Source organism: Glaciecola punicea ACAM 611 (assembly GCF_000252165.1).
Lineage (GTDB): Bacteria > Pseudomonadota > Gammaproteobacteria > Enterobacterales > Alteromonadaceae > Glaciecola > Glaciecola punicea.
On sequence record NZ_BAET01000006.1, the window covers coordinates 148,914 to 162,624 of the forward strand.

Sequence of the window (13,711 nt, forward strand, 5' to 3'; positions counted from 1 at the left end):
ATGTAACCTTGGCGAGCAAAATTACGATGAAGCTAAAAAAAACGCTGACTATAGTGAACAAGCTAGGTTTGCACGCAAGAGCAGCAACAAAGCTTGTACAACTAGCGAATAGCTACGACTGTGATATTGTGTTAGAGCAAGGAACAGAGCAAGCGCCAGCTAATAGTGTTTTGGCTCTGTTAATGTTGCAAAGCAGTCAGGGTAAACAAGTCACACTGATATGCAATGGCAATGACGCAGAACTTGCGATGCAAAGCATCGAGAATCTTATCGCAAATAAATTTGACGAAGGTGAATAAACACACGAAGCGCATGCCCGAAACTACCGATATATCGAATACTCAAGCCACACTGTCATCTATTTCCGAATCGTTGAGCGCCGGTGCGTTTGTGCGTGTTCGTAAACTTTTACACGATATTGCGGCAGGTGATGTTGCCCTTTTGCTTGAGTCATCGCCTACGAAAACCCGCGATATTTTGTGGCAAATGCTTGACGCTGACTTTCACGGTGACGTACTAGAAGAGTTGTCTGAAGACGTCAGAAACGGCATCATAGGGAAGATGATCCCTTCCAGGGTAGTAGATGCGCTAGAAGATATGGACACCGATGATTTAGCTGAAACATTAAGCTCCTTGCCCGAAAATGTACTCAATAATATTCTTGCCACAATGGATGCACAAGACCGCTTGCGCGCCGAAAAAGCAATGTCTTACGGTGAAGATACGGCCGGCTTTATCATGAATACCGACACTATTACCTTAAGGCGTGAAGTAACGGTAGACGTGGTCATAAGATACTTGCGCTTAAAAGCTGAGCTGCCTGAAAACACTGACACCCTATATGTAGTAAACAGGCATGATTTTCTAATAGGCACCCTATCTCTTTCACGCTTATTAACATCAAGCCCGGATGTAAATGTAGAAGATATTATGGACGATGAGCCTGAAGCACTAACGGTCAATATGGAAGAACGTGAAGTGGCCAGCATGTTCGAACGCTACGATTGGCTATCGGCTCCAGTTGTTGACGAAGACGGCAAGCTCGTAGGACGGATCACGATAGACGACGTGGTTGATATTATCCGAGAAGACGCTGAGCACTCCATGATGAGTATGGCTGGACTTGAAGACGAAGAAGATACCTTTGCACCAGTCGGGCAGTCTACAAAACGACGCTCAGTCTGGTTGGGCGTTAACTTAGTTACTGCGCTGTTAGCGGCAGCCGTTAGTGACATGTTTGAAGAAACATTAAGCCAACTGGCGGTATTAGCAATATTAAATACTATTGTGCCCAGCATGGGAGGGGTTGCGGGTAATCAAACATTAACGCTTGTTATACGGGGAATGGCGGTGGGCCATGTTACTGATGCCAACGCACTGTGGTTAGTCAGAAAGGAGCTTGCCATTGGCTTTTTCAATGGCATCATTTGGGCGGTTTTAATTGCCTCTGTTATTGCCCTTTGGAAACAAGACTACATGTTAGGCTGCGTAATTGCATTTGCGATGATGATTAACATGATAGCCGCTGGCTTAGCCGGGGCCACACTGCCTATTATCATGAAAAAGATGAAGATAGACCCCGCGCTAGCCGGCAGTGTTATCCTCACTACTATTACCGATGTAGTAGGTATATTTGCCTTTTTAGGCACCGCTACTTTGTTTTTGATGTGAAAATAGTCACATAATACCCTATTAAACTATGCGAAATGCACACCCATGCTTAGTCATCAAATTGATGCTGCTTTAACCACTCATGCAAATACACAACGTCTTTGCTTATAGCCATTTGCAATTGCTCAACCCACTCATGCACATTTTCCCACCACGCCGGATGATCACCTTGCTGGATCATATTCGCTGCTTTTTGCACTCTGTCTAGCCCTACCGAACCTGCTGCACCTTTTATTTTGTGTGCCTGAGAACATACCTCGTCTTTATCGTCTGCTGCCAACGATACATTTAATATTTCCATATACTCTGGAATTTTGTCTTCAAAAACAGCCAAGCTTGCCTCTATCAAACCTTCTCCAATAGTCTCAATAAGCATAGTGAGTAGATCTAAATCGAGTACTTTTTGAGACTCTTGCTCAATAATCATCTTTGGACGGCTACTCTGTGAAGGCAGGTTGTTGCGCACTTCACCTGCAAAGAGCTCATTAAACACCTGTACTATTCTACTTTTTTTCACCGGTTTAGAAATGATATCGTCCATGCCATTTTCCAGATATTCTTGCCTTGTTTTAATAACATTAGCCGTTAAGGCCACAATTGGTGTTCTTAGCACTAAGTCTTCTTCGAGCAAAATCCGGGCTACGTCAAACCCGGTCATATCTGGCAACTGTATGTCGAGCAATATAAGGTCATAACTTGTTTGCCTCACCATATCGATAGCTTCTTGACCGGTCATAGCTACAGCAACATGCTGACCGAGTTTTTCTAGCAAAGCTTTTGCGACCATCACGTTTAACTCAATATCTTCCACCAGCAAGATACGTAAACCAGTTACCCGGAGCTCCTCTAGTTCTGGAGTTTGATTTATGGTGCTAACGGGCAGCTTAATTTCAAAGCAGGTACCTTCATTGAGCGCGCTGTTTACCTTTATGCTGCCGTTCATCTTATCGACCATTTGCTTACAAATGGCTAGGCCAATACCAGTGCCAGTAGCCGACTGGAAATCTTCTCGCTGCACCTGATAATACATCGCAAATATCTTCTCAAACTGGTTTTTTTCAATGCCAATTCCGGTGTCTTGAATGGTAAAAGTAATGTCGGCTTGGCTTTCAGAGTGTATTTTTGCAGACATCGTGAGTGATACCGAGCCCTGCACAGTGAATTTCACGGCATTGTACAGTATGTTCCACAGCACTTGCCTAAGCCTTGTGCCGTCTGCTTCAAACGCAACAGGCACCGGCTCAATAATTTCCCAGTTGAAGCTTAAGCCCTTATCAGCCGCCAATAACTTAATGATACTGGCGAGTTCGTTAATAAAGTTAACCGTACTAACTGTTTTGTATTGCATTTCTACTTTGTCGCGGTCAAGTTTATCAAGGTCTATAATATCGTTAAATATGTTGCCTAAGGTAATGGCACTTGCGTAAATAGTACTTACCCATTCAAATTGTTCAGCGTCTAATTTAGTGTCGCGCAACATACGAGACAGGCCAACAATGCCATTTAGTGGCGTACGCAATTCGTGTGAAATGGTCGCTATAAACCTTGTTTTATCTTTACTTGCTTGTTCAATCGCAAGCTGGGACTGTTTGCGCTCTGTCATGTCTCGACCAAAGGCAAGTAAACCCAGACGTTTTCCATTATGATCAAAAAATGGCACCTTGCGCATTTCAAAATATCGGCGACGATCATCTGCAAATTTCAGCCATAGCTCTTCGGTAATAGGCGCGTTGGTTTCTAAGACCTCTTGGTCAGAAGCTGCCACTTGTCTAGCAAGGTCAACGTCGTATACCTGATGGGGCGTAAGCCCCATGAGCTCTTCTTGAGACTTTCCGGTTAAGTCTTCAGCTACTTTGTTACAACCTTCAAAGCGACCCTCTTCATTGCGGTAGTATATAAGGTCTGGCGAAGCATCAATGATAGAGCGAGTAAGAGTCGATAGCCTGCGGGCTTCAAGCTCCTGCTCAGACTTTTCTTTTATTTCTTGTTCCAGTTTTCTAAACAACGCTTCACGCTCCAGTTGAATTTTTTTGCGCTGCTCAATTTCATAGTTCAACTGGCGAATATTATTTTGGAGTTCTCTGTTTAAAATAACGTCATGACGACGCAAGCGTTCTAACTGACTAACTGCTTCTTCTAAATTGATTCGAGAGTGCTCTAATTGTGTAATTAATTTCCCAAAGAATAATAACAAGCATGGCGCGCCAACAAGGGTCAATACAATTGCGCTTAAAAAATCGTTCGTGTGGATCTCGCTGCCAAGCACTAAGCGAACCAAGTATGAGCCTAAGATAGTGAAACAAAGTGTGAATAAAACGAACAACACGCTGACTTTGACCGTTCCCAAATTTTTGACCATTTGAGATACTTTGATCGCCCATAAATCGCTCGATAATTTTGAGAACATAGTGTTATTAAACCTTAGCAAGGCACCGCCGTGATGACACAGCATAAATTAATTTTGGATGCCGGCATGCTACCAAGAAATTGAAGTGGGGAATAGTCGAATAACTAAACGTCTGTTTTTAGTGCACGTCTCACTTTACTTAAGATTACGCTTATAAAACATATTTATGCGCTAAAGATGTATTTCTCTTCACCTTAAGTTGAATTAAAGTTGCAAAATCAACTAAAATTTACACTTCATTTACCTTACTTGTCAAAAAACGACCTTAGTGCAGAATCATCCAAATAATTATTTATTATTTTAAAACAACAATTTAGCTTAAGTTTACATATTGATTATTAATAATATGATGCAAGGTAATTGATTTATAGCGCGTAAATAGGTAAGTTCAGGCTCCTGCTTAGCGAAATGAATAAAAATTCGGTATACAACAGTATCCTCAAACGCTAACGATGTCGAACAAGTACAATAAAAAATCGGCTTAAAAAATTCAAAAGATGGTCCGAACCATTACTAGGTTGACTGGGTTTCATTAAAAAGTAGGGCACAACCAGCGTGGCCAATTATTGCGGCGCGCGAAGGAGTAATGTATGGGTTTGTATCATTCGTCTGATTCAAAAGACAACTGTGGATTTGGCTTAATTGCGCACACACAAGGTAAGGCTAGTCATGTATTAGTCGCCACTGCCATTGAAGGCCTTGCTCGTATGCAGCACCGAGGCGGTGTGGCTGCCGATGGTAAAACAGGCGATGGCTGTGGTTTACTATTACAAAAACCCGATTCATTTTTTAGAAAAGTCGCCAGTGACCACGGCTGGACTTTAAATAAAAACTATTCGGTAGGCATGGTTTTTTTATCGCAAGATCCGATAAAAGCGCAGACATCACGGTTAATTCTCACAGAAGAATTAGAAAAAGAAATGCTAAGTGTACTTGGCTGGCGCCTAGTACCCGTTAACCACAGCGTACTGGGCGATTTAGCCAAAACAGGCGTTCCTCAGATTGAACAAGTTTTCATAAATGCCCCTAGTGGCTGGTCGGTAGCTGATGTTGAGCGTCGTTTATATATGGCGCGCAGACGCACAGAAAAGCGAATTGCCGATGACGGAAATTTTTATGTCGCGAGTTTATCCACATCGGTAACCATCTATAAAGGCTTAGTTATGCCTAAAGATTTGCCTAGATTCTACTTAGATTTGGCAAACACCGAGCTAAAATCAGCCATATGTGTATTTCACCAGCGATTTTCAACGAATACCTTACCGCAATGGCCACTAGCACAACCGTTTAGATACCTTGCGCACAACGGTGAAATAAATACTATTAAGGGTAACCGAGACTGGGCGTATGCTAGAACAAGTAAGTTTGCCACCCCGCTTATTCCTGACCTTATGCAAGCGGCGCCTTTTGTCAATTTAAAAGGCTCTGACAGCAGCTCACTAGACAACATGTTAGAGCTATTTTTAGCTGGGGGCATGGATTTATTTAGGGCTATGCGTTTATTAGTACCGCCAGCATATCAAAATAACAAAACCATGGATCCAGACTTACGCGCGTTCTATGAGTTTAATTCTATGCACATGGAACCCTGGGATGGCCCCGCGGGTATTGTGCTAACTGACGGACGCCATGTCGCCTGTAACCTTGATAGAAACGGCTTACGCCCGGCACGCTACGTCATCACCAAAAATGGCTTTATCACGCTTGCCTCTGAAGTGGGTATTTGGGACTACAGCGAACATGATGTGATTGAAAAAGGCCGCGTAGGCCCCGGCGAAATGTTGGCAGTTGACACCCAGACGGGTAAAATTTGGCGTTCAAATGAAATTGATGACGAGTTAAAATCGCAGCACCCCTATGCCCAATGGCTAGAATCACATATATCAAAGCTAATACCCCTTGAAGGTTGCGATGCCAGTTTAATTGGCAAACGTGCTTACGATGACTATGAAATGTCGACCTTGCATAAGCTTTTTAACTATAGCTATGAAGAAATAAACCAAGTAATAAAAGTATTAGCAAAAGACGGCCAGGAAGCCACAGGCTCAATGGGCGACGATACGCCCATGGCGGTTATGTCATCGAAACATCGCACATTATATGATTACTTTAGGCAGCAGTTTGCGCAAGTCACTAATCCGCCTATCGATTCACTGCGTGAAAATCACGTAATGTCGTTGGCCACCTGCATTGGCCGCGAACAAAACGTATTTAATGAAACCAGCGGCCATGCACATAGGGTCTTGTTTGAATCGCCGGTGTTGGTCTACACCGATTTAAAACAGTTACGCAACTTTGACAAAGAATATTATTACAACGAAACAATTAATATTAATTACAAAACTGAAGAAGGCCTAGAAAAAGCCATTAGACGCCTGTGTGACGAAGTAGTGGACGCCGTTAGAAATAGAAACGCAGCCTTTGTAATTTTATCCGATCGCAAAATAGCTAAAGACACCTTGCCTATTCCTGCTGCTATGGCGGTGGGCGCAGTTCAAAGGCGCTTAATAAATGAACAGTTACGCTGCGACGCTAATATTGTTGTAGAAACAGGATCGGCGCGTGATCCACACCATTTTGCGGTCTTAATTGGTTTGGGCGCAACCGCCATTTATCCCTATCTTGCTTATGAAACAATAGAACAAATGGTAGAAAAAAATGATTTAGATATGACACCTTTAGATGCCCTTAAAAACTATCGTAAAGGGATTAACAAGGGCTTGTATAAAATCATGTCTAAAATGGGCATAAGTACCATCGCCAGCTACCGCTCCTCGAAACTTTTTGAAGCAATCGGCATTAACAAAGCGGTAGTAGATTTGTGTTTCCTTGGCGTGCCAAGTCGGATCCAAGGTGCAGGATTTGAAGATTTTGAACAAGACTTAATTAACGTATCTAGAATTGCATGGTTAGCGCGCAAGAGCATGTCGCATGGTGGCTTGTTGAAATATGTTCACGGCGGCGAATTTCACGCCTACAACCCTGACGTTGTTAAATCACTACAAACCGCCGTGAAGAGCGGTAAGTATGAAGATTATAAGGTTTTTTCTAGCCTAGTGAATGATCGCAATCCTAGTCATTTACGCGATTTATTGGGTATTAGAGCCGGCACCGCTATAGATATTAGTGAAGTAGAGCCAAACGAACAATTATTTCCGCGCTTTGATACTGCAGCAATGTCTATGGGCTCGTTAAGCCCAGAAGCACATGAAGCGTTAGCCATTGCAATGAATCGCTTAGGTGGGCAGTCAAATTCTGGCGAGGGTGGCGAAGATCCAAAACGCTTCAATACCGAGAAAAACTCTAAGATTAAGCAGGTTGCTTCAGGCCGTTTTGGGGTAACGCCACATTATTTGATGAACGCTAACGTTATTCAGATTAAAGTTGCCCAAGGCGCCAAACCTGGCGAGGGCGGTCAGCTACCCGGTGGTAAGGTCAATGAATATATTGCTGAATTGCGCTATTCCGTGCCGGGGGTTACCCTCATATCACCGCCACCCCACCATGATATTTATTCAATTGAAGATTTAGCGCAGCTTATTTTCGATTTAAAACAAATTAATCCAAGCGCCTTAATATCGGTTAAATTGGTGTCTGAACCCGGCGTAGGCACCATTGCCACCGGTGTAGCTAAAGCGTATGCCGATTTAATCACGATATCTGGTTACGATGGCGGCACAGGCGCAAGTCCATTATCATCGGTTAAATATGCCGGTAGTCCATTTGAGTTGGGCCTTGCAGAAACTCAGCAGGCACTGGTGGAAAATGGTTTGCGCCACAAAGTACGTCTGCAGACCGACGGCGGTCTGAAAACTGGACTTGATGTGGTAAAAGCCGGCATGCTGGGCGCTGAAAGTTTTGGCTTTGGCACTGGGCCCATGGTAGCTCTTGGCTGTAAATATTTACGCCTATGTCACTTAAACAACTGCGCAACAGGGGTAGCGACACAAGACGCTGGGCTGCGTGAAAATTACTTCATTGGTTTGCCCGAAATGGTCATGAACTACTTTATCTTCATAGCGCAAGAAGTCAGAGAAATTATGGCCAGTATTGGCGTTCGACATTTTCAAGATTTGGTAGGCCGCACCGATTTGCTAGAGTTACTTGAAGGCCAAACCGCCAAACAAAGTAAACTCGACTTATCGCCTTTGCTTGAAAAACCATCCGCGGGTTCTCATACTCAGCTGTTTTGCTCTGAGGTAACCAACGATCCCATTGATAAAGGTGAGTTGAATCAACGCATAGTGACTGACTGCGAGGGCGCAGTAGTGGCTAAAAAACCCAAATCATTGTCCTACAAAGTGCGTAATACCGATCGCTCTGTGGGTGCTACCTTAAGCGGGCTTATCGCTCAGCGCTACGGCAATTTAGGCATGACTGACTCGCCGATAAAAATAACCTTAACCGGCACTGTTGGACAAAGTTTTGGGGTATGGAACGCAGGTGGCCTTGAAATGACGCTTATAGGCGATGCTAACGACTATGTAGGCAAAGGCATGGCAGGCGGCCGTCTAGTAATTCGCCCCTTGCCAAATGTAAGTTTTGACATTCACAGTAGCGCTATCATGGGCAACACCTGCCTGTACGGTGCCACCGGTGGTAAATTATATGCAGCGGGACGTGCAGGAGAACGTTTCGCCGTTAGAAACTCTGGCGCTATTGCCGTTATTGAAGGCGCGGGCGACAACGCCTGTGAATACATGACCGGTGGCATAGTGGCTATCTTAGGCAGCATAGGCCTTAACTTTGGCGCAGGTATGACAGGTGGATTTGCGTATTTGTATGACGAATTAGGCGATATTGATCGCCGCATTAACCACGACTTGGTGGACGTACTGTCTATCTCAGATAAAGTAATTTTATCTGAGCACTTACGCGGCTTAATTAATTCTCATTATAACGCCACCGGCAGTGTAAATTCATTTAACTTACTCACAAACTTTGCTGATGAGGTAGCGAAATTTCAATTGGTGAAACCAAAAACCAGTGACGTTAAAAATTTATTAGGTCACATCAGTCGCTCAACCGCAGAACTGCGCGTGCAGGCTCAATAAGATGCGTATTACCTTAGGAGAGCATTAGCACATGGCAAAGAATGTATATCAATTTGTAGACGTTGGGCGGATCGATGCGCCCAAGAAACCTATTATTGTGCGTAAAGAAGAATTTGGGGAGATTTACCACCCAATGATGCCTGCGCAGGTAGCGGGTCAAGCAGACCGATGCTTAGACTGTGGTATCCCTTACTGCGAATGGAAATGCCCCGTGCATAACTTCATTCCACAATGGTTAGACTTGGCCAATGAAGGCAAAATAATAGAGGCGGCTGAGCTATCCCATAAAACTAACAGTCTACCTGAGGTGTGCGGGCGAGTTTGCCCGCAAGACCGGCTGTGTGAGGGCGCCTGTACCTTAAATGACGATTTTGGCGCAGTCACCATTGGCAGTATTGAGAAATATATTACCGATACCGCGTTTAAAATGGGCTGGCGTCCTGACATGTCGCAAGTTGTGTGGACAGATAAAAAAGTGGCCATTATTGGCGCTGGACCGGCGGGTTTAGCCTGCGCCGACGTATTAATCCGCAACGGCGTAAAACCTGTCGTGTTTGACAAGTACGAAGAAATAGGTGGTTTGCTTACCTTTGGCATCCCCTCTTTTAAGTTAGAAAAAGAAGTGATTACCCTTCGTCGTCAAATATTTACCGACATGGGCATTGAATTCAGACTCAACACTGACATTGGTAAAGATATTGCTTTTCAAACCTTAATAGATGAATACGATTCAGTATTTTTAGGCATGGGTACCTACAAAGCGATGCAAGGCGGTTTCGCGCATGAAGATGCTTCGGGCGTACATAAAGCTCTGCCCTTTTTAGTCGCAACAGCCAATCGCGTAATGGGCTTAGAAAAATCCCCTGATGACTACATAGACATGAAAGGCAAAAAAGTCGTCGTACTTGGCGGTGGAGATACCACAATGGATTGTGTTCGTACCTCTATTCGCCAATCAGCGGCGCAGGTAACCTGCGCTTATCGTCGCGATGAGCAAAGCATGCCCGGTTCGCGCCGCGAAGTCGTCAATGCGCGCGAAGAAGGCGTTGTGTTTAAATTTAACCACAAGCCTGTTGGTATTGCTATTGATGAAGCAGGCAACACAGTTGGCGTAAGAATGGTACGCACAGAGATGGGCGCACCCGACGCTGCTGGAAGACGCAGCCCTGTAGAAATACCTAATTCAGCGTTCATATTAGAAGCAGACGCGGTCATTATTGCATTTGGTTTCCAACCCAGTCCTGCACCTTGGTTCGGTGAGTTTGGCATTATGCTAGACGAGATAGGGCGGGTAAGAGCCCCTTCTCAGGGACACTTTGCTTTTCAAACCAGTAACCCAAAGATATTCTCCGGTGGTGATATGGTCAGAGGCTCTGACTTGGTGGTAACCGCAATTGATGAAGGACGCCGCGCCGCGGAAGGAATATTGGATTATTTGGGCGTATAGGGACTTGGGCAGCATCAGTACAGGTATAAAAAAGTCACCCACTTAAGCCCACCTTGCGTGGGCTTTTTTTCTGTTTATGACGCTTACAGGAAAATTTATATTGTGCAATAAAAGCGACATGACGCCTGTGATGGCTATTGATCTAGTCTACGGAATAGGGAAAAACGGGCATAATACCTAGCTAGGCCGTTAAATGCTCCACGCAATGTAGCGGCCTAGGACGTAATGCCTTACACTAAGCCTTTTGAAAATACCCGATGTATTTACTAAAGGCTTCGTTATGAAAATTGTCATTATTGGCGCGATGGAACAAGAAATTACTTTATTGAAGGCGCAAATAAATCACTGTAAAACACAGCAAGTTGCTTATTTAAGTGTCTTTACAGGCAGCATAGGCGACAACTCAGTATATTTGGTCCAATGTGGTATTGGCAAGGTGGCGTCAGCGGCAGCCGCCGCATTGTTGATCCACGCCTTTGAACCCGATGCTGTCATTAATACGGGCTCTGCAGGCGGGTTTGATCCGAAGCTTAATATTGGCGACGTTGTGATTGCCACATCATTATTATATCATGACGTGGACGTGACACATTTTGGCTATGCTTTAGGCCAAGTGCCACGAATGCCAGCGTTTTACGAAAGCGATTTGCACTTAGTTAACTTGGCACAAAACGCACTAGCAATGCTACCGAATATACAGGTAAAAACGGGACTGGTGTGCAGCGGCGATAGCTTTGTCGGCAGTGATGAAGCCGCCGGCAGTATCAAAACTAATTTTCCCACCATGGCGGCCGTTGAAATGGAAGGCGCGGCAATTGCGCAAGTGTGCCATTTAATGCAGACCCCTTTTGTGGTCATTCGAAGCCTGTCAGATATTGCCGGGAAGACATCTACCGTATCGTTTGATGAATATTTAGAAACGGCGGCAACAAACTCTGCAACGTTGGTGCTAGATATCGTTAAAAACTGTCATTAATAAGCTTATTTATGCTGTTTAGTAAAATGATGATTTTTTCTATTGTAATTCAGTCTTTCTACTACACCTTGCGACTCTCGTTTAGTATAGCGTGCTGTTTGGTCTTAAATATTCTATTGCCTTCGCCCACATTTGCGCAAATCGATTCTGAGGCAGCAAACAAACCACTGCGTATTATTACCTTAAGCCCTCATCTAACAGAAATGGTGTTTGCACTTGGCAAAGGTGAACATCTAGTGGCAGTAAGTGACTACAGTGATTTTCCAGCAGCGGCGTCTGACCTGAAATCAGTCGCAAGTTATCAAGGCGCTAATATTGCCGAGATTGTCCGCTTACAGCCTTCTCACGTGCTAGTATGGAGGGGTGGAAACAAAGATGCCGACATTGAGAAGTTAAAAGCGCTTAATATATCTGTCTATGAATCAAACATCGATTCTGTTGAGAGCTTATTAGATGATATAGCAGGCATTGGCGTGTATATCTTTGAAGAGCAAGCGGCGCAGACGTTAATACAGCAGCTCACAAACTCGATAAACGCGATGGCAGTGCAATATACAAACGCGTCTATAAACGTTGTGTATTACTTAAGCACCCAACCCTTAGTAGGTCTTGGCAACGATAAGTGGTTAAACAGTTTACTGGGTTTATGCGGCATTACTAACGTTTACGCCAATAGCCCTAGTGCCTATCCGCAGCTACAGCTCTCAGATATTATTCGTCGCCAACCCAATATGTTAATAGCAGCAAGCAAGGCTAATAAACTTCAGCTTGCACAGTTTTGGGACGCGCATAAGGCTGTTTTAACGAACGTTATTACGCGCGCTAACCCAGACGCTCTGCACAGGTTCACACCGCGCGCCATTGCTGAGATGACGCAGTTGTGCGAAAGAGTCTACGCTGAACCTACACTAAAGTAATACGCGCAAATTTACGCTTACCCACTTGATAAACAAACTCACCCCTGTGACTTAACAACAAACGGGTGTCGGTCACTTTGTGGCCGTCTATTTTAACTGCACCCTGTTTTATCATGCGCATTGCGTCTGACGTTGAATCAACCAAGCTTGCTTTTTTCAACAAGTTGCCAATGGCAAGACCTTCATCAGGCAAATTTATACTTAGTTCGGGCATGTCATCTGGAATAGCATTTTTTTGAAAGCGTTGAATAAAATCTTGCAGTGCAGCCTCAGCCGCACCTTCACTATGAAAACGCGCAATAATCTCTTGAGCAAGCTCTACTTTTACGTCGCGCGGGTTTTTGCCTGCCTGAACTGAAGCCTTTAATGCTATAACATCGTCAATAGGCCTAAAACTCAGTAAATCATAATAGCGCCACATTAAATCATCACTAATAGACATAATTTTACCAAACATATCGTTTGGCGCATCAGTTATACCGATATAGTTGTGCAGTGATTTGGACATTTTTTGCACGCCATCTAAGCCCTCCAGCAGCGGCATCATTAATACGGTTTGCTGCGCCTGTCCCTGCGATTTTTGTAGTTCACGCCCCATCAGCAGGTTAAAACGTTGGTCAGTGCCGCCCAGCTCTACATCGGCCTTAAGAGCGACCGAATCCCAACCTTGCACCAATGGATAAAGAAACTCATGGATCGCAATGGCTTGTCCATTAGCATAACGCTTTTTAAAATCATCACGCTCAAGCATTCTGGCAACCGTTTGGCTAGCGGCTAATTTTATCATGCCAGCAGCACCAAGTTTATTCATCCATTCACTATTAAATGCGATAGTAGTTTTAGCGGGGTCGAGTATTTTAAATACTTGTTCTTGATAGGTTTTCGCGTTTTCAAGCACCTGCGCTTCTGTTAAAGGTTTGCGCGTCACGTTTTTACCCGTTGGGTCGCCAATAAGCCCGGTGAAGTCACCTATAAGGAAAATAACCTCGTGGCCCAACTGCTGAAAAGTGCGTAGTTTATTAATTAACACGGTATGACCCAAGTGCAAATCTGGGGCGGTTGGGTCAAAGCCCGCTTTAATTTTGAGTACCCTACCCGTTTTTAAGCGCTCAATGAGTTCGCCTTCTATCAGAATTTCATCTGAACCACGTTTTATCTCTGCGAATGCCGATTCCCAACTTGCCATTTTACTTCCTATAATCAATTTCAAATAAGCAAAACCCTACAAAAAGGGCTTGT

At 44.2% G+C, this 13,711-nt stretch carries 8 protein-coding genes; 6 read left to right on the top strand and 2 right to left on the bottom strand.

Going from position 1 to position 13,711, the window contains the following annotated elements:
- Nucleotides 1-26: 26 nt before the first annotated feature.
- Both GPUN_RS02315 and mgtE read left to right on the top strand, forming a co-directional pair.
- Nucleotides 27-299, top strand: a complete 273-nt coding sequence (locus GPUN_RS02315) for an HPr family phosphocarrier protein (RefSeq protein ID WP_006003028.1) — start codon at nt 27-29, stop codon at nt 297-299.
- Between the two features lie 13 nt (nt 300-312).
- Nucleotides 313-1,671, top strand: a complete 1,359-nt coding sequence (gene mgtE, locus GPUN_RS02320) for a magnesium transporter (RefSeq protein WP_006003030.1) — start codon at nt 313-315, stop codon at nt 1,669-1,671.
- Nucleotides 1,672-1,720: 49 nt separating this feature from the next.
- Here the strand turns inward: mgtE and arcB are convergent, their stop codons facing one another.
- Nucleotides 1,721-4,078 carry an aerobic respiration two-component sensor histidine kinase ArcB gene (arcB, locus tag GPUN_RS02325; RefSeq protein ID WP_006003032.1) on the bottom strand — a complete coding sequence of 786 codons (2,358 nt, stop codon included), beginning with the start codon at nt 4,076-4,078 and terminating at the stop codon, nt 1,721-1,723.
- Between the two features lie 590 nt (nt 4,079-4,668).
- On the opposite strand from arcB, the gene gltB reads away from it, so the two are divergent.
- The 4 genes from gltB (at nt 4,669) to GPUN_RS02345 (ending at nt 12,472) form a co-directional block, all read left to right on the top strand.
- The gene (gltB, locus tag GPUN_RS02330; protein ID WP_006003033.1) at nt 4,669-9,132 is read left to right on the top strand and encodes a glutamate synthase large subunit; all 4,464 of its coding nucleotides are present in this window, start codon (nt 4,669-4,671) and stop codon (nt 9,130-9,132) included.
- Nucleotides 9,133-9,163: 31 nt separating this feature from the next.
- Nucleotides 9,164-10,579 carry an FAD-dependent oxidoreductase gene (locus GPUN_RS02335; RefSeq protein ID WP_006003036.1) on the top strand — a complete coding sequence of 472 codons (1,416 nt, stop codon included), beginning with the start codon at nt 9,164-9,166 and terminating at the stop codon, nt 10,577-10,579.
- 280 nt (nt 10,580-10,859) lie between these two features.
- Nucleotides 10,860-11,555 carry a 5'-methylthioadenosine/adenosylhomocysteine nucleosidase gene (locus tag GPUN_RS02340; RefSeq protein WP_006003038.1) on the top strand — a complete coding sequence of 232 codons (696 nt, stop codon included), beginning with the start codon at nt 10,860-10,862 and terminating at the stop codon, nt 11,553-11,555.
- A gap of 11 nt (nt 11,556-11,566) precedes the next feature.
- Nucleotides 11,567-12,472: a helical backbone metal receptor gene (locus tag GPUN_RS02345; RefSeq protein WP_006003041.1), complete on the top strand. Its 906-nt coding sequence runs from the start codon at nt 11,567-11,569 to the stop codon at nt 12,470-12,472.
- Here GPUN_RS02345 and tyrS read toward each other — a convergent pair.
- Nucleotides 12,459-13,658, bottom strand: a complete 1,200-nt coding sequence (tyrS, locus tag GPUN_RS02350) for a tyrosine--tRNA ligase (RefSeq protein WP_006003043.1) — start codon at nt 13,656-13,658, stop codon at nt 12,459-12,461. The genes GPUN_RS02345 and tyrS overlap by 14 nt on opposite strands.
- Nucleotides 13,659-13,711: the final 53 nt, after the last annotated feature.